This is a genomic window from Paenibacillus sp. FSL H8-0280 (genome assembly GCF_045040665.1).
GTDB lineage: Bacteria > Bacillota > Bacilli > Paenibacillales > Paenibacillaceae > Paenibacillus > Paenibacillus xylanexedens_A.
In genome coordinates this window covers 2,587,626-2,612,036 of sequence record NZ_CP150296.1, presented here as the reverse complement: position 1 = coordinate 2,612,036, position 24,411 = coordinate 2,587,626, and the positions used below count along the sequence as shown (strand labels likewise).

Annotated in this window: 20 protein-coding genes and 2 pseudogenes; 9 read left to right on the top strand and 13 right to left on the bottom strand. The window is 39.7% G+C overall.

Annotated elements, in window-relative coordinates:
• Nucleotides 1-1,897: 1,897 nt before the first annotated feature.
• Nucleotides 1,898-2,125 (top strand): annotated as a pseudogene (locus MHI12_RS11765) (phosphodiester glycosidase family protein); the annotation flags it as partial.
• Nucleotides 2,126-3,078: 953 nt separating this feature from the next.
• On the opposite strand, the pseudogene MHI12_RS11760 reads toward MHI12_RS11765, so the two are convergent.
• Nucleotides 3,079-3,448 (bottom strand): annotated as a pseudogene (locus MHI12_RS11760) (SOS response-associated peptidase); the annotation flags it as partial.
• A 173-nt stretch (nucleotides 3,449-3,621) separates the two neighbouring features.
• Between MHI12_RS11760 and MHI12_RS11755 the strand changes: the two are divergent.
• The 6 genes from MHI12_RS11755 (at nucleotide 3,622) to MHI12_RS11730 (ending at nucleotide 11,408) form a co-directional block, all read left to right on the top strand.
• The gene (locus MHI12_RS11755; RefSeq protein ID WP_405172422.1) at nucleotides 3,622-4,050 is read left to right on the top strand and encodes a hypothetical protein; all 429 of its coding nucleotides are present in this window, start codon (nucleotides 3,622-3,624) and stop codon (nucleotides 4,048-4,050) included.
• 12 nt (nucleotides 4,051-4,062) lie between these two features.
• A complete protein-coding gene (locus tag MHI12_RS11750; RefSeq protein WP_405172421.1) occupies nucleotides 4,063-4,443 on the top strand; it encodes a hypothetical protein in 381 nt (126 codons plus the stop codon).
• A 652-nt stretch (nucleotides 4,444-5,095) separates the two neighbouring features.
• A complete protein-coding gene (locus MHI12_RS11745; RefSeq protein ID WP_405172420.1) occupies nucleotides 5,096-5,473 on the top strand; it encodes a hypothetical protein in 378 nt (125 codons plus the stop codon).
• Nucleotides 5,474-8,437: 2,964 nt separating this feature from the next.
• On the top strand, nucleotides 8,438-8,803 hold the full coding sequence (locus MHI12_RS11740; RefSeq protein ID WP_340029860.1) for a hypothetical protein: 366 nt from the start codon (nucleotides 8,438-8,440) through the stop codon (nucleotides 8,801-8,803).
• 633 nt (nucleotides 8,804-9,436) lie between these two features.
• Entirely contained in the window at nucleotides 9,437-10,831 is a 1,395-nt protein-coding gene (locus MHI12_RS11735) for an N-acetylmuramoyl-L-alanine amidase (protein ID WP_405172419.1), read from the top strand.
• Between the two features lie 31 nt (nucleotides 10,832-10,862).
• Nucleotides 10,863-11,408, top strand: coding sequence for a GerMN domain-containing protein (locus MHI12_RS11730; protein ID WP_405172418.1), 546 nt, complete (start codon nucleotides 10,863-10,865; stop codon nucleotides 11,406-11,408).
• Nucleotides 11,409-12,878: 1,470 nt separating this feature from the next.
• Here the strand turns inward: MHI12_RS11730 and MHI12_RS11725 are convergent.
• The 4 genes from MHI12_RS11725 to MHI12_RS11710 all read right to left on the bottom strand — a co-directional run bounded on the left by MHI12_RS11725 (nucleotide 12,879) and on the right by MHI12_RS11710 (nucleotide 15,482).
• Complete coding sequence (locus tag MHI12_RS11725) at nucleotides 12,879-13,082, bottom strand: S-layer homology domain-containing protein (RefSeq protein ID WP_405172972.1); 204 nt, start codon at nucleotides 13,080-13,082, stop codon at nucleotides 12,879-12,881.
• An 889-nt stretch (nucleotides 13,083-13,971) separates the two neighbouring features.
• On the bottom strand, nucleotides 13,972-14,469 hold the full coding sequence (locus tag MHI12_RS11720; protein ID WP_405172417.1) for a metallophosphoesterase family protein: 498 nt from the start codon (nucleotides 14,467-14,469) through the stop codon (nucleotides 13,972-13,974).
• 158 nt (nucleotides 14,470-14,627) lie between these two features.
• Complete coding sequence (locus MHI12_RS11715) at nucleotides 14,628-15,062, bottom strand: Rrf2 family transcriptional regulator (RefSeq protein ID WP_237175906.1); 435 nt, start codon at nucleotides 15,060-15,062, stop codon at nucleotides 14,628-14,630.
• A gap of 42 nt (nucleotides 15,063-15,104) precedes the next feature.
• Nucleotides 15,105-15,482, bottom strand: a complete 378-nt coding sequence (locus tag MHI12_RS11710) for a DivIVA domain-containing protein (protein WP_017689054.1) — start codon at nucleotides 15,480-15,482, stop codon at nucleotides 15,105-15,107.
• A gap of 199 nt (nucleotides 15,483-15,681) precedes the next feature.
• Here MHI12_RS11710 and MHI12_RS11705 point away from each other — a divergent pair, with 199 nt between their 5' ends.
• Nucleotides 15,682-16,248, top strand: a complete 567-nt coding sequence (locus MHI12_RS11705; protein WP_036609176.1) for a TraR/DksA C4-type zinc finger protein — start codon at nucleotides 15,682-15,684, stop codon at nucleotides 16,246-16,248.
• A gap of 191 nt (nucleotides 16,249-16,439) precedes the next feature.
• Here MHI12_RS11705 and MHI12_RS11700 read toward each other — a convergent pair whose 3' ends face one another.
• The 7 genes from MHI12_RS11700 to MHI12_RS11670 all read right to left on the bottom strand — a co-directional run bounded on the left by MHI12_RS11700 (nucleotide 16,440) and on the right by MHI12_RS11670 (nucleotide 22,859).
• Nucleotides 16,440-17,132 (bottom strand): ArsR/SmtB family transcription factor, encoded by a 693-nt coding sequence (locus MHI12_RS11700; RefSeq protein WP_405172416.1) that lies wholly within the window; start codon nucleotides 17,130-17,132, stop codon nucleotides 16,440-16,442.
• Nucleotides 17,133-17,268: 136 nt separating this feature from the next.
• Entirely contained in the window at nucleotides 17,269-18,558 is a 1,290-nt protein-coding gene (locus MHI12_RS11695; RefSeq protein ID WP_405172415.1) for an MFS transporter, read from the bottom strand.
• A 266-nt stretch (nucleotides 18,559-18,824) separates the two neighbouring features.
• Nucleotides 18,825-19,100, bottom strand: a complete 276-nt coding sequence (locus MHI12_RS11690) for a barstar family protein (RefSeq protein WP_405172414.1) — start codon at nucleotides 19,098-19,100, stop codon at nucleotides 18,825-18,827.
• Nucleotides 19,101-19,114: 14 nt separating this feature from the next.
• Nucleotides 19,115-19,555, bottom strand: coding sequence for a ribonuclease (locus MHI12_RS11685; RefSeq protein ID WP_091031755.1), 441 nt, complete (start codon nucleotides 19,553-19,555; stop codon nucleotides 19,115-19,117).
• 264 nt (nucleotides 19,556-19,819) lie between these two features.
• Nucleotides 19,820-20,827, bottom strand: coding sequence for a Gfo/Idh/MocA family protein (locus MHI12_RS11680; protein WP_076318555.1), 1,008 nt, complete (start codon nucleotides 20,825-20,827; stop codon nucleotides 19,820-19,822).
• A 2-nt stretch (nucleotides 20,828-20,829) separates the two neighbouring features.
• Nucleotides 20,830-21,204 (bottom strand): helix-turn-helix transcriptional regulator, encoded by a 375-nt coding sequence (locus MHI12_RS11675; RefSeq protein ID WP_036609188.1) that lies wholly within the window; start codon nucleotides 21,202-21,204, stop codon nucleotides 20,830-20,832.
• Between the two features lie 506 nt (nucleotides 21,205-21,710).
• Entirely contained in the window at nucleotides 21,711-22,859 is a 1,149-nt protein-coding gene (locus tag MHI12_RS11670; RefSeq protein ID WP_405172413.1) for an acyltransferase, read from the bottom strand.
• A 74-nt stretch (nucleotides 22,860-22,933) separates the two neighbouring features.
• Here MHI12_RS11670 and MHI12_RS11665 point away from each other — a divergent pair, with 74 nt between their 5' ends.
• Nucleotides 22,934-23,326, top strand: coding sequence for a YidH family protein (locus MHI12_RS11665; protein ID WP_017689063.1), 393 nt, complete (start codon nucleotides 22,934-22,936; stop codon nucleotides 23,324-23,326).
• A gap of 177 nt (nucleotides 23,327-23,503) precedes the next feature.
• Here the strand turns inward: MHI12_RS11665 and MHI12_RS11660 are convergent, their stop codons facing one another.
• Nucleotides 23,504-24,109 (bottom strand): general stress protein, encoded by a 606-nt coding sequence (locus tag MHI12_RS11660; RefSeq protein ID WP_017689064.1) that lies wholly within the window; start codon nucleotides 24,107-24,109, stop codon nucleotides 23,504-23,506.
• Nucleotides 24,110-24,411 lie beyond the last annotated feature (302 nt).

Genomic DNA, 24,411 nt, shown 5'->3' with positions numbered 1-24,411 from the left:
CCCATTCAGAGATAACTTCCAAAAGAATGATGTGATCAAAAATCAAAAAAGACATCCTTGGAACAGATTTCAATTCTGTTCAAAGATGCCTTGTATAATACTTTTATATATAGCGGAAAAGGATCAAGTCAAAGAGCATCAACAAGTACTTGTTGATGCATCGAAGTGTGAGGGCGAAGAAAAAGAGTTAGTAAAGTTATTAAATTTATCTCCTAAATTCAGAAATGATAACGGTGAAACAGCTGATATAGATCCACAACCGGCCACTAGAATTCAATTAAAACATGGCTGCATCTTTTAGCCGACCAAGCGCATAAATGTCATTCAAAACTTTTTGAAAGAACAACAAGAAAAAATGGTTATTTATGAAAAAAATCGTTGTTTAATTCCAAAATATGATCGGGATGTGTACACAGAGCGCGATTGGGGAGAATGCCTTTAACAACATAAAGAATTATTGTGGTAGGCGAACTGGTATTGGCCTTAGTATCCATTATGATGTGGCTAGCTAGAGTATCAAGATACGTCTTAATTCCATATAAAAAAAAATTAAAATATCTTGTAATTTTGCATTGTATCACACAATATATTTAAGTTTTACGTAAGTTAGAATATACATTTAAATTTTGGAGTTCAAATGATTCTTACTTTCGACATCCACTGAAACACCACATGCTTAAGCAATTTCTACCAGTTTAATATAAACTAAAACTATTGTTCATAAAAATTCTGAGGTCATTAGAATGCAGACCATAAAAGAAAGATACAGTTCAGAATTAAAAAAGATTAGCATGGAGGCTAAAATATAGATACAATGTCGCATCTAACAAGGAGTTAATTTCACTGCGTAGTTCGCATAATTCAAGGTGCTTTTTATCTTGGATACCTAACCTCATTTTCAAGGAAAGGAACTCTGATCATAAAATATATATTTAACTCATCCATTGCAGTGTTCTCACTAATTCTTCTGTTCACCTATCTAGGTCTCCAGTTCTACGTTTGCGTTAGCTAATAGACCAGAAACAAACTTTATAATAACCGTAATATCTGCAATTTAGATTGAATCTATTAGTAAAAATATTTATTTAAGTGAGAAGTTAAGGATAATTGGAAACCAAAAAAATTTTACTTATTTATAAATAGATACAATTAATAATGTCTAGAGTCGTAATGATATCAAGTAGAAATATGTAACAATCATACATGCCAGAAACGCAGTTCGGTATATTCAAGCCGATCTGAACACAATCAAAGTTGAATCCATCTAATGAAACCCCACACGATATTCTCTAGGCTATCGGGGGATACGTTTTACATCCAACCAAAAGTTATGCAAATTAAGATGCTAATCAAGCTGACATTAACGGAGCAGGTACTCCTACCAAACAACCGACATCTAATTCGGAGAATGCATAGGTTTTGTATATGACAATCGCTTTACATATTCAATATACACAAAACGGCAGAGTAGTGCATGCAATTAAAGCAGATCTGGGGGCCATAAGTACTTCGCAATATCGGTGCTATAGCTGTTGTTAACCAACCACAGATCGAAGTCAACGGAATATTCTTCAACCTTACAAACGGTCAATTGACTAGTATCGCTATGCACAGTGTAGCAAGAGTACACATTAATAAACTCTCAATCAAGGACCATGCGGTACTGCTACCAAACGAGGTACCATGTATTGTTAAAATGGTGGGAATGCCATTAGTACAGGCGTTGTCGGAGCATACACTGAACTAGCTTGAGCAACATCAAGTTAGCCATCGGCCAGTACAGTCTGTATCATACGCTAGTGCTGCAGCATTCTATACTGCCACTAATGGCACAGGTGATTTTAAAGCATGTCCTAACGCTAAAGCCAATACTTAAAATGCTTATCGCTTCAGTCCACGCACAGCAATTGGTTGGGATAGATCAAAAATCTGCTTAGTGGTGTTCCAGTCAGAGAATGCATATGAAGTACGTCGGTTCATGATTAGCCGCGGCTGCAACCTGGCTATTATGCTCGACGGTGGAGACTCATCATGGATGAAGTATGTCGTTGTTCGTAACGCTAATCCAACACCCGCATCTTTTGATCCAGGTAATATTCACGATGTTCGCCGTAGAAGCAACTAAATGGGTATAAGGCTCGATACAAACAAAGAAGTAGTCCCTTATGTGAGGACTGCTTCTTCTTTTAAACTGTTCTTTAGTCTGTACCAGAGATAATCCACTTGCCTTCGTTTTTCTCAAATACAAATAAAGCTATTCCAGGCTCTTGTTTGTATCATAATTTATTGTAGTTTTGACACTTTCAGCGTTTTCAGACATGAAGTTAATTGACTCAAGTTGAATACTTTCAACTTGAGTCGGAGTTAACGTCTTCATATGATTCGGGTTTTAGAGCTTCAGGAATTCCTCTTCGTTCCCTTCATCTTCATTTCTATACTTTGTTGAAAGATTTACTACTTTAATCAGCTCTAGCTCTTCACCCTCATAATCAGCTTCATCAATGTATACACTTTGTTCCTCATTTAACTTGATCCTTTTCCTTTGTTTGGATAGGTTCTTGCGCTGTTGATTGAACAGGATATGGTGCCTGCGCCTCATCGGATTCACAAACAGCTATTCAGAGTACACTCAACACAAGAATATCAGCCAATAATACTTCTTTTATATTCATCCCGTAGTCCCCCTACTAAGATCACCCTCATTACAAAAGATGCAAATAAATCCAGTATGTTTGGATAAAAATAAGAACCTCCTTCTCTTCAAAGAAGAGTTGGAGACCATAAAATGCCCCCAACGAAAATCCTCATCCGGTCAATAAACATTAACATATAGAATTACCAGTGCTGATTTACCTTAATGTTGCCCGCAGTGTGGGCACATGAAAGCCTCCGCAGAAATCACACTTCTGCAAGTTTCGCAATGCATTAAGTTGTTTGCGTTAGGTTTAAACTTTCTTTTTATATTTCTAAACATTGCTTTAAAAGCTAGCATTGCAAGTACAAACATTGCGATAATGATCCCTATACCGAATAAATTAACCATTATATTGTTTGTGCGGTTAAACGAATGTTAGGTATTTACATATATTTTTGTATAAAAAAGAGTGCTTCCCCCCTAGGGTGCCCACTCCCGTTAAACTCCTGATTTACTTCCTTCAATAATTCCTCATAGTTATTCCTCACATTCCCTAATTCTTTGGAACAAATAACCGCATCTCAGATGATTGAAATGGTTTTAGTATTCCGAGCAACGATTGAACATCACTGTTTCGACCAAGCCACTTTTCCTCATCTTCAGGTCGCAAAATAACCGGCATACGATTGTGGATATCTTCCATTAGACTATTCGGTTCTGTAGTGATGATGTACACGTACTCAGTTTGTTTCCGTCTGGGTCTGTCCAGGTATCATAAAGACCGGCAAGCGAAAATATTCTGTCATCCTTCATTCTATTCACAGCGTATTATCACGATGAACGGTTACATAAGCATCTAAATAACCTAAAAAATGGTTGACAATCACCAAGTGCAACGTTACAATAATTTGAAATTGAGTAATTTAATAGAGTTACTACAATTGGGGGGAGTTAAAGTAAAAAAGTATTATAGAGGAGATGAGTATATGTTGCTTAAACGTATTAAATTCTTAAGCATTTTCTTAATTGCAGGTATTATTTTCGGTTCTTTAACACCATCCGTATTTGCAGCGTATACATCTAGTAACTGGTCTTCTGGCTACGGTACTAAGGGCTTCGCCTCCCTTGATGATTCAAGCCCTATGACAGCAGGTGCTTTGGTTCAAACCACTAATGGTAGTTCACTTGATGTAGGGTCTTTAGGAGCGAAGCCAATATTGTATAAAAATGGTGTTGTGGTAAGGCAAGGCAGCTACACTTATAATAAATCTGTATCTTCATATGCAAATGCCTCCATGACTATAAATTTCGGATCAGGGGATTACCAAACTGAAGCAATATTTGCCGTTTGGCAGTCTGGTACTAGTAAGTATGAATATTACGGTAGTTCTAAAACACCAATCATTCAACATTAGGAGGATTTTCTAATGAAAACAATATCACTAAAATTAATTACAGTTGGTGTGACTTTTGCTTTAGGAGTTGGAATAGGTGTCTATGGCTGGGGAGCTGCATCTGCTGATACTAGTCCCTCTAAAGATCAAATGGAAATAAAAATCAATGATAAAGGTGAAACATATGGTTCACTTCTTTATCATGATGAAACAGAATTAGATCTAGTTAAGGCTTTTGGTGTAGACGGAACTGAAGGTTACATCAAGACTTCAGATATGAATCAAGATTTGCCACGAACTCCCGAAGAGGCAATTCAGAGTATGAATGAACCAAAAGTCGATAAGTATATAAACTTGTACGATAGCAACGAGAATATTATCGGAAAATTTCTACTCGTTAGTTCTGAAGATTAACACTAATCTCACTACTCCCCCAAAAAAATTTCCCATAATGATTGAGAGCACTTTAAAATCTCAACACCTATAAACAGGATACCCCTCCTCATTTTTTTGAGAAGGGGTATCCTGTTTTCTCTATCTCCTTGTTATGCTTTGTATACCTTGTAAGCTGATATGTGAGAACCCCTTACAAATTAGTCAAACAAATCAAAGTACGAATCCTTAAGATTAACTTCAAAAATTAAAATGATCCATTTCCTTAATTTTTCTAATATATAAATATTATCCAAAATTAAGCACTCTGAAAATTATCTTTACTTTATCAGGAATAATAATGTAATAACTTCTCTGGTAAACGTTGGTTTGTGTATCAAAGTAGTTATTTATTAGGATTTATTCAATTCAAACAAATAACACTGCTCCACGATAAGTAATTTTCGCTTTGAACCTTCTAACACATTATAAAAAACTTAAGCCGTGTTTAGAAAATAAGTTCTTATTTATTTGACTTATTATAAATGTTACAAAACTGACATTTCCTTTTTGTGAGATTATATGGTATATTATGTATATCCTCTTTATTTACATATATAAGTTAAATAGTAAATATAAAGGATTGGAATATTGTTTTTACATATCTAAACCCAACTAAAAAGGAGACTTTAAAATGTTGAAAAAATTAATTGCTGTTTCTTTAATCGCCGCAATGGCACTTCCGGTAACTGGAGCTTTTGCATCGGATAATCCAACGGATAGAATTAGAACAAATACACCAAATGCTATTGACTCAACGATCACAGTTGAGCCAGGAAAAGACGAAACCTCCATTATGGCTTATACATGGACAGTCAGAACTGTAGCCAATATTAGAAAAACTCCCTCGCCAACTGGGGCACATGTGCTCACAGTATATCCAGGATATACTTTAACCGGTCAGCACGGCGGTGAAGTTTTTGTTGTGAACGGACAAGAATGGGTCTATGTCTGGAACAATTCAGGTGTAGCGGGCTACATTTTACTCTCAGCTCTTGAAGAGACTGGTTAATAATCACCGGGATTATATATAATTTGGACGTAAAACTTTAATTACTAAATAAAATGCATTACTAAAAAAGATCCTTTCGCGTTGTAATTAAGCGATTGGATCTTTTTTTACTGAAAATATATGCGTGAATAAAAATTTGAAATAACACGGTAAAAGCTAAATTCTAATCAATTAAAGTAACCCAGTCAGAATTTCATTATAAATTTCCATCCCTCAGTCTTTCGAAAATGGGAAATTTGTTTTCAAACATGAAATTATCCGATATACATTCAGGAGAATATCATTGTCCGTTTGTGATGATATAAATTGTATAATAAATAACTTAATTAAAAAGATAGGACAATAAGAGATTCGGATCTTAGAATTAGGAGATATGTGAATGAGAAGAGAAAATGAAAATAGCTTTAGTCGTCATTGCTTGCAAGAAGTTCGTAGACAGTAAGTACCTGCTATTTTTATGGGATAATTAGAGTGAATTCAATAAATACGTATTAGATCTAATGGTGCTATTTTATAGACTCCAGCTATGCGGCCATAGCTACAATTGGAGAATTCTTAATATGAGCAATTAGGCCTTTAGCTTAATTAATCTTTTCCACTGGTTCAATTCACTGTAAATTACTTAGCGAAAGCGTTGCATCAGGCCACGCTTCCTTCAACAGTAGGGTAACAGCCGTATTAGCTCTGCTCTTTCCAACACACCCTCATCTTATCGTGTCCCCCCTCTTTTAATGTCCGTCAGACTCTCTCTTCGCTATCGGATCCACATAGTATATCGACTCTGAACATGGATTGAGTAGTATACACTTAGCAGAAGATTCCGAGCTCTCGGATGATTATAATGGATGGATTAATTTAGTCACCGTTATGGGAGAGACCACGAGAAAAATGTTCAGGATATTGCTAAGCGATTGTAGGTAGTTAGCTCGACATTTAACTACACCGTCCGCCTCCCAACTGAAGGAGAAATAATAATGAAATACACCAATGTTTTATTGTCAAGTGTCATTGTCTTAGGAAGCATAGGCACATTATCAACTGCATCAGCTTCGTTCCATCTTCTTGATAAGTTAGTAGCTCCAATTGCTGCAAAAACAACTTCTGTGAACTCTTCGACATGCCAGAGTATACCTAAGTTCAAAAAAAACGAAAATTGTTTGGAAAGGTAACAACATCACAATAACCGCGAACACCTTAAAGCAAGATGTTGCTGCAGATTTAGAACAAAACATCATTAACACCATTGTAGTTACTCAATGGTAAAGAAAACCCTACAAACGGGAGATTTCGAAGTTATATTACTGGATATTACTAGTGTTGTTGGAACTCCATCTAACGGATGGATTGCTATTCAAGAAGAAGAACAAAGTGCAGGTAGCAACCTCATTCTCGTGAACCTTACAACAGGAAAGTACACGATTTTAAACGAACGTCTTGAAAAAACAGGGTGAACAAGATGTCGAAACAATTGTGTCAGATAATTGGTCACCAAAAGAAGACATCATTGCATTTTCTTATGAAAGTACGGAGAAAAGCACTTTAGCAAATACGGTAATAAAAAAGAGCGTTTTGTTTTTATCTCCCTCAGGCAACCAACTATATTAGCACCGGTTTAATTTTATGGCATCAGAGCAGAAAAAGTATTGATTTCATTAATGACTATCCTTCAGATCAATGGATTCTTTTCAGATATAATACAGAGAGCAAAAAGGTTAAGCCTGTTTAAAAAATTACTCAGATAGATTTTCAACAGTGGTTTGAATTAGATAAATTTCCTACGAAATAAACAAAGAAAGGGCAGGAATTTCCGCCCTTCTTTTTAAATGTTGTTTACTGTAATCTTTCAATTAATTCCGTGTTTCACTAAGATATCAATCAACGCTTTTTGATCCGCATTAGAAAGTCTGTTACAACCATATGTTGGACGAAGTGGGTACCAAGAAAGTGATAAGTATGTGGCAGGAGAACCTCCGTGAATTATAATTTCGCTGCGACCAGTTTATATGGCCGTTACCATTTTTGGATCATTTGAACCTCTGCCTAAAGCATACTTAGGACCAAAAACCAAATCACCTTTAATCAGAATACACTTTCACCGTACCTTTTTTGTCACGATTATCTGGAAAATTTGCTATAGTATGATAACTCATTGTTAAACGCTTCCATAAGTAGTTTTGAGCGAACATGATGAAGTATACAAACACCTGAGTGGCTCCACATTCTTACTGTGTATGTATCATTTCTCTCTCACTTATAAGGTGTTTTCAAACATCAGATAACAGCCTTCCTTACTTGCCGCACCAACTATCACAGTTACACCAGGATCAGATGTAATTACTATTATGAGTACAACTTTGAGAGTAAAACAGCTACTAGTTTAAGATCAATCCCCTTCTCTATATTCTGGCGAGCAGCTGACAAGTGCTTATAATTATGTGACTCTGAACGGAGTTATTCCGGCCCCAGTAACGAGCTATAGACTTGGGGAATCGGGATACATTCAGCTTTCGGCTTTAGAGGTAATTGGTTGAGAGCTAGATAATTTTTTAATAATGAGCAAATAATTAAAATCCAATCGTGTGTTTCTTAGCCATTAAATTTTTTCAGACAATGAGTAGTGTTATCTAGAAAGTTATAAGCTAAGCTACCCTCTATTTTTTTGTACTCAGTCCACCGTCCCTTATAAGGAACAAATTTTTTCCGTGTAGTATAAGTCAGTTTCGTTTATACCTTTTGTTCAACTTGTTTTTTTAGAAACCAAAATTATTCACACTCATAACAATATTTAAATTAAGCAAAAACAGTTTCCACAATATGAGATTATATGGTATATTGTGTATATATCTTATATGGAATATACAAGGATATAAGTAAGGTGATAGTTATATATTTATTTTTTAACAATTTTTCTTGTTATACTTCTATATAAGATAACTACAATCATGAACAAGGAGTGTTGTGAAGATGTTGAAAAAATTTATTGCTGTTTCACTAGTGTCAGCAACAGTGCTTCTCCCTGCAACAGGCGCATTTGCATCTGAAGGAATAACTGATCGTGTCGTTTCTTCTAGTCCAGATGTTCAAATTACTACACAACCCGGATCTGATGTTGTTACAATTATGTCGACAACATGGCAGGTTAATGCATCTTCCAATTTTAGAAAAACACCTTCCCCTACTGGTGAGTATATCGGCTCTCACTACGCTGGAGACTTGGTGAACGGTAATGAAACACGAGTTGTGAACGGAGTTACTTGGGTAAATGTATACAGCTACAAATTTCAACAATGGGGTTGGATCCAAGCATCCTATTTGGTAGAATACGGTTGATTAAATCTAATGTCTAATTCCTACTAATATGGTTTAAAGCACCCCAAACTCTTCTGTTGGAGAATTTGGGGTGTATATTTCTTCCTAACTTAAATCCCTCCTAAAAACCTTATATAATCTTCCTTCACTTATAGCTGTCGGCTAACTAAGTCCAACATCCCCATGAGCTCTGCGACCCATAATTTGAATAATTTTGTATCAAAACCAATTTCTGCGCAACTTTTGTACGGGGTATAGCGTTCTTATTAATGTGCAGAAAATTTTAGGAATTTTTTCTCCCAAAATTACATCTCGAGGAATTATAGTAAACATTAAATATTGGGATAGTTACATATCTTTTCATTTTTTGTACGGATTCGCAGGATAAATATGTATAACTGTAGGATGATGTCATAATTTAGAATAGTTAGTATTTCAGATTTCTAAACTAACTTGCGGGTTATAGGAGGTGATTGGTTTTCCCGTTATTTTGATTCCTTTCAGTTTCATAGTATCAGTTCAACTTTCTCTGGGTTGATCACTTCAAATAAAAGGTTATTTTCCTGTGATTCCTTTTTATAGATGAAGACCTTACTGTAACCTTGTCATTCAGCTTTAAGTTTAATACTACGTAAATTTAAACCGAGGTGTAAAATGAAGAAATCTATAATCATGTTACTGTTTAGTGCGTTGCTACTCTTTCTGATTCCTATGCATACTCAAGCAGCTACAAATCAGACCAAAATTATTTTAGATGGTCAAGAACTAATTTTACCTAATGATGTTGAAGTAGTTAATGTCCGAAACAATATTATGATTCCAATTCGAGTAGTTGCAGAGAATTTAAAATTCAATGTGAACTGGGACCAAAAAACACAAAACGTGAATATCCAACAAGGTTCTAATGCAGTTTCACTAACCGTTGGAAAAGATCAAGCAAATGTTCAAAATAACACCGTATCTCTTAACATTGCTCCGCAAATGATCAAAAATACAGTTGTCGTTCCCATACGTTTTGTTAGTGAAGAGATGGGTCTCAGAGTTGGCTGGAATAACCAAGCCAAGATCGTTACTCTAACTAGCAATAATACATCAATCCCATCTCCTCCCTCTAATGGGAATGTAAATGAAACAACCACTAACTTGATTCATGATATAAATTATACTAATAATCAATTGGTCGTTTCATTAGAACGTGAAGTTACTCCAGTCATATCAACACTAAAAAATCCAGAACGAATTATTGTGGATTTCCCATCTACCAACTTTGGTAATATGGGACAAGTACCCTCTGGAGGATCCATGGGAAGGTTGGATACTAGCGACTTTCCAGGTGTTACTGAGGTACGATATTCGCTTTTCAAAAATGATCCTGCTCAAGTTCGAATCGTCGTTGAATTAAACAATGTAAGTTCGGTTAATTATACGCAAGAGACTATATCTGGAAAATTCATCCTTGACCTCAGTATGGTAAATCAACCTGCACCTGCAACTCCTGTCAGCAGTGGCAAAAAAATAGTCGTTATTGATCCAGGACATGGAGGAAGTGATCCAGGTACAATAAGTTTCACCAAAAAACCTGAGAAGATTTTTGCCCTTGCTTTAGGCCTGAAAGTGCAGGCTCTTTTAGAAAAAGAACCTGATATAGAATTAATTATGACTCGTGAAACGGATATCTACCCAACACGTTCGGAACGTGTGAAGCTAGCAAACGATCTTAAGGCGGATGTGTTTGTATCTATACACGGCAACAGCGTAACCGCTGCCCCTCAAGTATCGGGAACCGAAACTTATTATTACCAACGTGAAAGTAGTAAAGAACTCGCGACCATTATTCATAAAAATTTAATTAAGACCTTGGGATTTAAAGATCGTGGCGTTAAGAACGGAAACTATCAGGTCATCCGCGAAACTACAATGTCGGCTGTTCTCTTAGAAATCGGATTCTTAAGTAACAAGTCTGAGGAAGAGGCCATGATGTCAGAAACCAATCTAAATAAAGCGGCTCAAGCCATTGTGGATGGAATAAAAGAGTATCTAAAGTTATAGGACAGCGAATACTTTAAGAGGATGTGCTTCTATGAAAAAACGAATTTATGTTGCTATCGCAATTTGTGCCATAAGCTTACTAGCGGTGGGTTGTGGTAGTAAACCTACTTCTTCAAGTCCAGTGCAGGGTTCTGATCCTACAAGTACTACACCAGCTCCAATAGCTAATCAGGACGAAAATAGCGAGGAATCTAAAGAAATTAATGTTTATTACGCTGATGATCAACTATTACAACTCGATCAACGAAAGAAGGAAATTACATTCGAAGATGAATACGATAAATATAGCAAAACTTACGCATCCCTTCAAAGTAGCGATCAAATGGAACTAATCCCACTGTGGAAAAATATTGATTTACTTTCAGCAACTTTTGATCAAGGAAAATTGATATTAGATGTAAATATTCCGGATGAAGCAAGATTAGGATCTGGTGGAGAACTTTTAGCAATTGATGCACTAAGAAAGACATTTTTTCAGTTTGATGAAGTAACAAGCATTGAACTGCTTGTTAACGGAAATGCAACTGAAAGTTTAATGGGCCATGTGGAATTAGAAAACCCACTAACCCGTGAATAACTTTTGACGAATGAAAAAACAGCCGAATCTCTATTAGAAACGGCTGTTTTTCTTCACACATAATATTATTTTGCTAAAAATATCGTCGACTATCGTATATTTTGGTACTCAATATCTAAGTAATATTTATCCTTTAGCACGATATTTAGAGATTTCACGAATGAAAACAGAGATGATCTGCTGATTATCACTAGCAGAAACTAATCTACTTTTTGGAATTGTATATTAAGACTGTCAACTGACTCGTTTATGAATCAATTCTTATATCTGTTGAGGTAATTACACTAATGCATTCAATCACATCTTCGTTATTGCACTGCCAAAGATTCGTTTAAAGAGGTCACTTACTCCACAACAGTTTACTCTATTACCTCTATAGTTAACAAAAATTAAAGTCGTTAGAAGATAAAAAATATTGTAGCTATGATTTGACTATAACCATAAAAGTCTGGTTTTTACTTATATTATACCCAAATTACATACTATAGATAGGAAGTACTTTTGCTCTTTACAAGTTATACGAACACTAATTATCAAAGTTTAATTTTTAGGGGCATATGTGTTGAATAATTTCTCAACTCCCTCAGGTGTTAGGTGGTTACAGTATAAAAATTTAGTATTGGTCATTTATAATTCCTTGCCAAAACGGTTCTCAATAAATTCCCTCGGCATAATCCACGAAGACACGCTCTCCACAATATTTACAACGTGTAAATCTAATTGTCTTTTTAAAGGGTGCAGGATATGTAGCAGAACATTTACATTGAATTTTGAAAGAGATTCGTAGTTCTTGGGTTTTCGCCAATTAACAGCCCAACCCTTTGGACCTATCTCAGCCCCAGGATGCGATGAGCAGACATCGAGGTGCCAATTCACCCCGTCAATGTGACTCTTGGGGGAGACAAAAGCCTGTTATCCTCAGGGTAGCTTCTATCCGTTGGCGATGCCCCTTCATATAGTCAATTATAGGTGCAACGTTCGATAGTAAAATCAGGATGTTTAATAAGAGCATACAAAAATGAAAGTGCAAGTGATTGGTGTGAATAATTATAATTCTATTAGTAGCTTATCTACTATGGTATTCAAAAGAAATGGCCCTGATTGCTTTCATGATTCTCTTCTTAAAAAGTTGATAATAGTTACTCCTGAAGAATTGGGGAGGCAGTAAACCGTGCTATTACTTCATGACGAACTTCTAGTGCTCTGCGAGAAAATAGAACTGGAAGTTCCCATATTTGTGTAAAACAGCAAGAGGAAGATTATATATCATTGTTTGTGGGATGAAAGAAATCCAAGTCTATTCCACTACTCTCTTTTATTTTATATTCCATCCACCCTCGCTTCAAATGTTACATTACCTAAAAAGATCCTTTAACGCATTGTTCACTTGGTATAAAAACAATTAGATCGATTTCTCTTATTATGCGCTAACTGACCTAATTCAATTTATTTTTGCTCCTAGCTACAAAATTATTTATTCCATTGGATTAAATTATAGATAATCATTGCTGCTTCTTCGCGAGTTAGATCTCTTTTCGTCATAAACTTTTGATTAGGATATCCCTTCATAATCGATTCTTGAGATACCAAATCCACACCTGCACATGCCCAAAGAGAAACCTCATTATTATCTTGGTATGGAGTATAGGAGGATATTACAGCACCATTGTTCAACAAATATATACCACATTTTATAAAAAGAAGTATAAAAAAGTCTCTTTGTTAAAAAATATACCGTTCCTAGGAAAAATGGGAGTGCGACCATCATTTTAAAGGAGGCGGTTTCTTTGTACATTCAATACTTCATGTATTAAATCCGGAGAAAAACATCCCCGAAAATCACCTTATACATGTTTAAACTACATCGTTGATACCTGAAATTTTCGACGCTACATCTCCTAGATTTATCCGCCATAGTCATTATGCTTAAGTGCTCATCTAAGTAATCATTTGTGGCTATTTGCAAGAAAATTCAATATATATGACGTTTCTTAGTAGAAACAGAACTTCTCTCCACTAAACGGTGACTGCTTCTTCCTAAACCCATTCTTTAGTCTGTTCCGGAAAAAATCCACCTGCCTTCGCTTACTCAAAAACAAATAATGCTATTCCAGGCTCTTGTTCTGCATCATATTTTTGTCGCAGTTTCCACACTTCCAACATTCTCAGACATGAAATTAATTGATTCTAGTTGGGATACTATCGATTCTTCATATGTTCCGGATTAAACAGCCTTAATTATTCCTCTTCGTTTCCTTCATTTCTGTAACTTTGTTGATAGATTACTACTTTAATCATCTCTAGCTCGTCACCGTCATAACCTTTTTCATTAATATATACATTTTTCTCTTGTAGATTTTAAGCACCCTCTTCTCAAGTATAATACTAGAGAAGACTCACATGTTGTTTCAAAGGATTTATAAACTTCTTTAATCCTTCCCTGAATTAGAAGATATATAAGATGAAATTTAAGGAAAAGGTTCCCTATCAGTTATCCAGTCGCGACTTCAGTAGCTGGTTCTGGCTCTTGTACTCGTCCAACTTGCAACCAGCGCATATCTCTCTAATCCCGATCAAAGAATACGTGTTCAGCCTGTATTTTCCCCTGATCTATTGTCATGATGCCAAATGAGTATTGTTTCTGAAAACGCCGATCCGTAGGCGACCCCGGATTAAATACCAGTGTGTTGTCCACGGTATGCATCACTGGGATGTGTGAGTGTCCGTAGATGACAGCATCCACATGCTGGCCTGCAAAGGTATGAATTGCATTCTGCTCCGTACCCTTTGATCCCAGATGACCGTGCACAAGACCCAGACGAAGCCCTTCCACTTCAACAATACGGGAATATCCCAGTTTTTCAGCGATTTCGGACGGGTCCGTATTACCCGCTACACCTTCAACTGGTGCATACTCACTAAGCAATGGATATACGCTCCAATCCGACCAGTCACCGGCATGAAGAATGAGATCTGCACTCGGCAATACATCCAGGAGCCTAGTCGGTAACTTCCGTGATTTACGTGATAAATGTGTGTCGGAGATGACTGCAATTTTCATATAACAACGCACCTTTCCTTTAAGAGGTCGTTCAAAAAGTCCGCTTTTGATTACGAAGGATGCCTAACGGCATCGCAACATCGAATATGGAATTCATCCCATCTTCTCGGTACTGAAAACCACTCTTTTTGAACATGCACTTTAAGTCTTGTTGCAATCTATTCTGTCTGTGATGGAACAGCTTGCATCTGAGTACAGGAACGTTCCATATCTTCGAGTGTAATGGATGCAAAGAACTGCTCCACCTTCGCCTCGGCAACTTGATACAGATTGGTCAGCAAGCTGTCTATATGCAAGCCCACTTCACAATCCGGGTTACAATTGCCGTGAATCGGGAACAATGGGCCTTCGTCCTTGGCAGCCTGATAGATCATGGCTAATGTGATTTCATTGGATGGCTTTGCTAGGTAAAAGCCTCTTGTTCCAGGAGAGGAGTTCACTAATCCTGCCTTTTTCAGCCCGCCCAGAATACGTCTGACGACGACAGGGTTGGTATTCACGCTACCTGCAATATGTGCAGACGTGATTCGTTCAGGCGCGCTGAGTGACAATAACAACAAACAATGCACACTGACCGAAAAATGAGTACTCATGATTAACCACCTTTATTTAATATAATCCAGGATATGCTGACCTTATTCAGAGAACAGATCCTTTTCGGGACGTGCTCTGATCTTGAGCTGTCGCACACTGTATTCTAGTTGTTTTACAATATCATCCAGTTGTTTGCGATCAATCTTGGTTGGATCTTCCACCGGTTTCGCGGACGACTTGAGATCACGGATCGTTAACTGCTGTTCTTGCCATTTGTCCATCAGATCTGCAATATTGGCATAGAAACGTTCGTAATCTTTGATGACCAGATCAAGATAAGCATCTACCTCATCCGGATCATAACCACGAAGTTTATAATTAAATTGTTTTTCATGTATCGATAACGCATCTAGCTGCACTCCCAATTGTTTAAACAATTGTCTCTGTTTATCCAATCTTCGTTTCATATGTTCATCCATATTGACAACCTCCATTATAAGCCAAGCCGTGGTTCTATTTCCTGTAAAGATCATACGGCATTTTCTCTCTCTATTTTTTATAACACATAATCCGTCAGATATAAAACGATACAGCCCTATTCCTCACGAAAATGATTGCTTTTCATCCAATTCGGGTAAAGACTCACTACACCCCACAACGGGAAAGGAGCATGTCCTTATGAGTACATTAACTAAAGATCAACATCAAATACTGAAAAACGCCCTTTTGGAGCAACGTGAAAACTTGCAGCGTCATTTTGAATCCAGCATGGAAGACGGTGCTCCAGTCGAGTCGCTGAAAGATTCAACCGGTGAGCTGTCCTCCTATGATAATCATCCGGCAGATGCTGGTACAGAAACATTTGAACGCAGCCGTGATCTGGCGATTGACGATACATTAACAGACGAATTCAATCAAGTGAACGACGCATTGGAACGTATGGAGCAAGGTACATATGGAACCTGTGTAACGTGCGGCGAAGATATTCCCTTCGAACGACTTGAGGCTATCCCCTACACCGCTTACTGTATTGACGACACGCCTAACAGGGAGATCAGCAACGATCGGCCTGTTGAAGAAGAAGTAATGACCATGCCTCCGAGTGGTGCTGGAGAAGGAAGACAGCAGCGGGCCGGCAAGTTCGACAACGCAGATGCCTGGGAAGCGGTCGAAGAATATGGCACATCTAATTCCCCCGCAACCGCAGCCAAACGTGACGTGAAGGGCTACGATGAGAACATGTAACTTCGTTATGAACTGAAATGGTAAGCGTCAAAATTGAATTGGATTCCATAGGCTGCTCCACCATTAGCCTTCCTTATCACGCATTAAAAAGCCGCCATTGGGCGGCTTTTTCTAGTTTTCTCCATAGCAGTCTCTCACGTTTGCCGTTACTTGCCTCCAGCGATAACGCTGAACCCATGCATTCCATCCATTTATTCTTCCGACTCACTACCAGATGATGCAGATTCCTGCCGCTTAGACACAGATTGAGACGTTTTCGGAGTTGCTTTACCCCTACTGGACGTAGCTTTCTTTTTCTCTTTTGCATCTGTCTTAGAAGCAGGTATTTTCACTATAGGTTTGGAGAGAGCAGAGAATAACTGAAAGACCTCATGTTCTCCTTGTTGATTCTCTTTTGTAGTGTAGGGTTCACAGAGTTTTATGATGTTTTTATACAGCTGCTCTACTTCCTCACGGGTTGCATACAGCGTGATATCCGAGAGAAACATCCGATCTTCGTTTTCCGCCTGATGCATGAATCGCTGACGACTTTGTTCGAACATCTCATTTAATAATTTGAGCGTCTCGGACCGAAACACCTGTTTCAATGGTGAGTTTTCCTTATCTTCATCTTCATGACGGAGATGGATCTCTCCGGTGAATGGTTCATAATATTTTGCGATAATCCCATTAATCTCACGCGTGGAAACAATCGTCAGTAGACCAATTTTCTCCAGCTTTTTTACATGATAGTGAACTTTGGCTGGCACCTCACCCATCTGGTCGGCGATCTCTTTGACAGTGGATGGTCTACCCTGCTTGTTAAACATATTCATAATCTGTATCCGATACGGATCGGAGTAGATTTTAATTTCTTCAATTGTTGAAAGAACCTTGTGCTCCATCCCTGTATCCTCATTTCCGGGGTACCTATTGTCCATCGATGTCTCTATTATACCGCTGCGTCAGGACTTCGGTCAAAACGAGCCGGAAATGACTTGATACAGAAAATCGGCTAATGATCACTTCTTCTGATTATCTTCACAGAGCACTTCGAAAACTTTTGCTAAATAACAGCATACCTGCTGACATGGCAAGCATAATACCAAAAACGATAAACAGAACCGGCATGGTCAGCCAATCTGCAAGTGCTCCCGAAACCAGACTCCCAAGTGGTGCAACACTCAAGACAAGCATAGTCTGAAGGGCATACACTCTGCCCAGCATCTCCGAAGGGGTAACTTCCATAAGATAGGTACCAAGCGGTGTTGTGGCCAGCGGAATCCCCATACCCATCAGTAGACAAAAGGCCGCTGCAACCGGCAGTTGGAAGGAAGTCATATAAGCGGGTAGTGCCGTCATCGCATAACTGAGACCCAACATGACAATACCGCTGATGATCACCACACTTTTACGATAATTCGCTCCCCTTTGTGTCAACCATATACCGCTAAGCAACATACCTCCCACCATCAGCCCACTGAGCAGACTTAATCCCCCAGCGCCAGCATGCAACGTTTCAATGACATAGGGTGTACGGAGAACATTAAACGGCATCAGGCAGAAATTAACGAAGGCAAACAGGATGGAGACGATTAACAATAAGGCATGTTTACGGAGAAAATGAAAAGCTTCCGCCATTTCGGAGAATATGCTACTTTTGTCGGATGAAAGAGAATTCATTTCAGTTGATGTTTTATTTTCATTGTTAGCAGATGTCAAGACTTCAGGGTAGCCTACTCGGCTCATCATTAAAGCACTTAGCGCAAACAACCCCGCATCAATCAGGATCGTCCAGGCAATGCCTATTGTAGCAATAAGGGCACCAGCCACTGCAAGTCCTGCGAGTTCGGCCACTCTGGTTGCGGAAGAAGACATGGCATTACCCGAAAGCAGCATCGATTGGGGAAGCAATCGGGGGACACTGGACACTTCCGCAGGAGTAGTGAAGCATTCCAGCAAAGAATTCAGAATTGTAATGACAAATAGATGCCACACTTCGAGTTGCCCCAATCCAAACAACAGAGCTGTAATCCCAACGAACAACCCGCGACCGGTGTTGGTAATCACAATCACTTTTTTGGGAGACATGCGATCAACCAAAGCCCCGGCGAACAGACCCAGAAGGATATTGGGCAAAAAATTCACCGCCAGCAATGTACCCATCAGCACTTTCGAACCGGTCAGAATGTACACCATCCAACTGTAAGCAATCGAATCAATCGAATCACCAAATCTGGATACAACTTTACTAAGCATAAATTGCATGTACGGTCTGATTCGTATTAACTCACCCATACCTTGCTTGCCAACTGCTGTGTTATCGCTCATCCCTTTTCACTCCTCAACGTTAAAATATTTTTCATGTTAATTTTATTTTAACGTAAGTTATGCAGAAATCAATACCTCCGTGAAAATAATTTTAACGACAAGTAAGCAAAGTAAAAAATCCGCTCTGCTTTCAGATAATTCGTAATCAACACAAAGACTTTTTGAACAACCTTTTTAAACAACCTCCTATAACACAAAAAAACAGACCACATGTGGTCTGCTCGGCTGGACGGATTGATTGTATTTGAACTGCCTTTATTTGCTGCCTACTTCTCAACATGCAATTGAAATCCAGACTGTTCAGCCTGTACCTCCAACATCAAATCACGTACCCGGCCTGCTTCATTCCCCAGTCGTTCTTCGCTAATTCGGTAGTTGGTCCATTTTAGCTCTAGTGGAAGTTCAATCGTACCCGTCAGGCAATCCCATAGAGCGTCGAGATTACCCCCATAAAAATCTGGCAGCTTCAACTTATCCTTTAATTGCTGATGAAGTTCAGCGCTACTAGCAAAGTCTTCTCCATCCAGAATCACGGTGTTCATGGCTACTCCTTCCTCTATTTCATGCGTGTAAATGATGCATAGTGATCTGTCGTTTTGTAGATGAGTCCATCATTGGAGTACACAATCCGATCCGAATTACGGAAGCCGGAAGTATAGTTAATATCTGCTTCGCGCCATGTACGTCCACTTGCTGAAGGCAGAAGCCCCTCCCGATTGCCAAATACGTCTCCGCCGATGCTTTTCCCAGGAGCCACTACAGCCAAGTTTCCTTGTGAAGCTACCCAGCCGAGTCCTGTTGCCTGTGATTTGGTAATAAAGTTACATGGCAACGTTCCATTTGCACTCAAATAGTTTGCTACACCTGTAAACGTATTGATGATGGTACATGTTGCAGCAGATGCCTTCTGCTGTCCGACTGGAGTGAACTGTGAACCTGTGAGGAAAACAAACGTTAACAACAATGCCAGTAATGCGGTGGATATCAACTTTTTCATCAATCCGGCCTCCCGATCCCTCATAGTAGATGAACGTTGTCACGATTTGCATCCTGCAAGCTGTAACTTTCTAGTTGTGCGTTCTGCTAGATTATAGTAAACAAGTCATCTCATGACTATTTATATCACATCAATTTGGTAGAAATATCAAATTCAGACGTTTAAATTGTAAAATATTATAATGGTAACATTTTAAGACAGAAAAAAAGACTCTCATCCCTGAAGATGGAGTCTACTATTCTAGTATGTTTAATCTGACCTGACCTAATCGATCAGTTGCACACGTTGACGAGTTCGAGCCGATTCCAGGCATGCATCAATAACGCGCATGTTTTGAATGGTATTTTCCGGACTGAAAGGTAAGGCCTCTCCTTCAAGCACAGCCGTTGCAAACGTTTCCACCTGAAGCACATAGGAATTCGACACGGATACACGCTCCTCACGGCTGACCGAATCGGTGTGCACAATAATCTGAGGTGGAATATCGCTGTTCTCCCAGCCAAATACTTTTGGCAGTTCAATCCGCCCTTCCGTCCCGAGAATCTCCATCTCCGCTCGACCTGAAGCCCACATGCCACAGTCAAAAGTTAAAGCTACCGAATTCGGAAATTCTACCAGTCCAGACGCCATCATATCCACGCCATCATGCTCGTCCGAGAATAGAGCGTGAACTGTCACCGCTTCCGGTTCCTGTCCCAGATACATCCGGGCCGCCGAGATCGGATACACGCCAAGATCGAATAATGATCCGCCGCCCATCTCTCTTTTGAACCTTACATTCTCCTTGTCATCAGCGGTATTACAGGTAAAATTACCATGGATGGCTCTGACGATGCCAATCTCTCCACTAGCTATAATCTCTTGCACACGTCTGTGCTTGGGATGATATCGATACATAATCGCTTCTGCAAAAAGAACACCATGCTGATGACATACCTCGATCATTTCTGCCGATTCATCTGCATTCAAGGCAGCCGGTTTCTCACACAACACGTGTTTGCCAGCCTGTGCCGCTTTGATGGTCCATTCTTTGTGCATATGGTTAGGCAAAGGAATATAGACGGCTTCAATGTCCGGATCAGCGATGAGCTCTTCATAACTGCCATACGATCTGGCAATGCCGAGTTCTTCGGCAAGGGTTTCTGCCTTTTCTTTGCTGCGGCTGGCAATCGCCAACACCTCACCACGTTCGGACTGCTGGATCGCAGGAATGACTGCATTTTTGGCAATGGTTGACGTACCGAGTACACCCCACTGTAACTGTCTGTTCATGCTCATCTTCCTTTCGTACCGTAATTGTCCTCTTCTGCCTTGTGTAACATGCCGAGACAACGATCCAGATCCGTTTTGACCTGTTTTTTGTATAACTCAGCTTTTTCCGCACCATCATCCGTGAAATGATATAAAACGATTTCCTGAAAATCGACCTTTGGATCATTGCCCTTCAGCTTCTTTGTGCGATAAAAAACACCTTGCTGTACCAATTCATGCAGTGCCCGATATACCTCGCTCTGGGGTGGTACATAACCGTAGTCTTTGAATTCCTGCTTCATCGCCTCCAGCATCTCGTAACCATACCCCCTGTGCTGTTCAACCATCGTAATCAGATACAGCTTGATAAATGCCCGCTGTGCAATCATAAAAGCCACGTTCATTCCCCTCCTGTCAGAACCTATATATCTAGTATTATAAAACTTATGTTCGGGTTCTGCCATCTTTCTCCGCTTTGCCTCCCTTTTATCTATCTTCAAGGAGGGCGAGCAAGAAATCGTGTGGATACGCGTTAACCTGAGGGAAGCACGAAAAAAGGTTTTCTGTTGTGAATTTTTCATGTAATGAAATTTTAATTGTAATTCAAAAGAATCAATTTCATAATACCTTTAGCTGCTTCAATCAAGGCTGGATATAGATCGAAACGGTTCAATTTGTCTATATCCAGTTACGAAATCCATTTCTAGTGAGTTATGAAAGTGATTCGAAAGTTTGTTTATTTCAGGGCTCAGTGCGTCGTGAGATCGAATTTTAATGACAAGAAAGTCTGTGCAAAAGCTGTAATACCTGTGCTCCTGTATCTTGTGTTCGTATACTCTCGTACTCCCGTACACTTCTGTGCGGCTGTGGTGATCTATTATGAATTTTTCATATGTTGATGGATTTATTTATCGCGGACAGACTTCGGTACGGTTCCCACAATCCATTTGCCCCAGCTTACACGAGAGATAAGCCATGTCACTACACAGGATAATGTAAGAGCCAACAACCAGGTGATGATCATTCGAACGACAGGGTTCCAGCCCATAGCAACGTAAAACAACTCATCCGGAATGTAGCTATACCGCAGCATCAACATATGCATCAGATAACCTCCATACGATACACCACCAATCCATCCCAGCAATCGTGTAGCCCTGAGGTTATGCAGTTTCCCGGCCAGCTGGTACATGACCATAATGGAAGCGATCAGAAAGAGTGCCATATCAGGGCGGATCAAGCTGACCGTGTAGAACGTAATTTTGATTCCCTCCGGCTTCTGAAACTCCAGCATTAATAAATAAGTAAACCGCAGACCCAGAACAATAAACACTGTCCAGTATATCCAGCGCAATCGATGAATCCATTCATTCCAATGCTGGACGGATAACCCCGCGGCTGCACCTAGCACAAAATAAATAAAAAAATAAAGGAAATTACGGTCTGCATACGTTGTAAAAGCATCTGTCAGCACCGGGATATTCACCCGTTCCATGAATTTGGCGATGTTTCTTAATTGATCTGCAAGTACCAGATACACCACACCAGAAATCAATAATGCGATCAAGCGCCCCTTGGCCTCATATCGGTTATATACATAACGAATGGCACGCAAGAAGAGCGGAAATAACAGATAAAACTGAATCAACATAATGATGTACCAAAAGTGTGAAGTCGTTTTGCCCGTAAGCAACTTCAGGCCTAGGTCCGGGATGTCATTCCATCCAAATCCGGTCCAGCCACGCGGTGCAAGTGTAAAATAAATGAGTGACCAGATCAGGTAAGGCACGATCACGTCGGTTACTCTTTTTCTCATAAACTTGCCGTAATGCAGCTTGTCTCCCGTGTTATAAAACAGCACCATCCCTGTTATGAATATGAATAAAGGAACTGCAAATTTGGAGAGCATCAGCAGTATGGCCAGTAACACGCCATCCTCCAGTTTCGTTTCCGGGACCAGAGAGTAATGTGCGATGGAGTGCTGGAGAACCACCGCACCAAAGGCAATTCCCCTTAAGCTCTCTATTTCTGTAATTCGTTCTTTGCGAGGCATACATTCAGCCATCCTTTCTTGGTTTTGCGATAAGAGATATAATGAAAATGAAGCCGTAGATTTAATGAACGGAGTTGATTCACATTTCTTTAACAGACAAAGACGTAACTACTACCGATTCCAAGTATGTCCAACAACATCTGGCTAACGAGCGAACTTTTCTGGCCTGGGTGCGCACGGGTATTGCCATGGCGGGCATCGGCTTTCTTGCTGCCGGATTTGGTTTCAATTCGTCGGCGTATGATCGGCTTGCACATATTGCGGCGATTATTACGGGTATCACTTCTCTGATTGGCGGCATATCCATCATTGTGTATTCGGCAGCAGCCTATCATCGGAAGCGTACCCAAATCAATGAACAGACGTTTCAGGCATCGACCGGATTAATCCGGTTTCTTACCATGATGCTACTGGTGATTGGACTCGCTTTGGCTGTACTGTTATATGTATTGTTATTCCCTGCTTGACTGGGTAAAAACACCATCCGACATTATTGACACCCACCCATATGCAACACAGGGACAAAAGCCGGCTTCCCTTAAGGAAACCGGCTAATGACCATCTGGTGGATCATATATGTCATTCCATTTTACAGATAATAAGTCATTGGGTTTTATTTCATATCGATTAAATTCGCGGCAAGATTACAGGAATGTATTGTTACCGAATCGCGCTGCCTTGTTTTGGGCTTCCAATCTGCGTTCTTCCATATCCAGATCCGGACGTTCGGCTGGCACATCTCCGCGATGAGCTGCTTCGGCTCTGTCTCGGTTAAGCTGGCTGTTGCCACTGAACACATCGTACACATCGGAGTCCCGATCCGTAGAATCTACGAGCAGCAGGATTTTACCATTCTGTACATACTCCTCATACTGTTTAGCGTCCTCTTCCGGAATACCAAGACCCACAAGTCCACCCACCAATCCGCCAGCTCCTGCACCCACAGCTGCACCGGTAAATGCTGCTGCGATAGGACCTGCGGCCAGAATCGGTCCTATGCCGGGTATGGCTAGTGCACCGATACCTGCGAGCAGACCGGCTACGCCACCAAGTACACCACCTGTTGCTGCACCAGCAGCCACGCCTTCAGGGGCTTTGGTACCTGTCTCTTCCCGAATTGCCTTCAGTTCATCCCGATCCTGTGTAACAACGGAGATTTCGTCTGAAGTAAATCCTTGTGCTTTCAGACCCTCGATAGCCTGCGATGCTTCACGTTCTGTATTAAACACACCTACGATTTTCTTCTGCATAGTGAATTCCTCCTCATATTATTGAGTGGTTCGCTATGTTATTACCCGCCTAAGTTTCTTTTAAACGTTTGCAAGTCAATATACTATGTGTTGATAGTAAAAAATTACTGAGGTTCATTGCTTTTTAATCCTCATCAGGGTGTGCCTTCAAACTCAGGTATGTGATACGTTGTCAGGCATGCTCTACGTTGAAGGACGTGGGGTCCAAAACATCTTGAAGTCTAGGCTGGCTGATCCTGGCGGATTGTCCCAGACGATTTTCTAAGGAACCGAGGACGTCTTATTTAGCCTTCGGGTCCTCC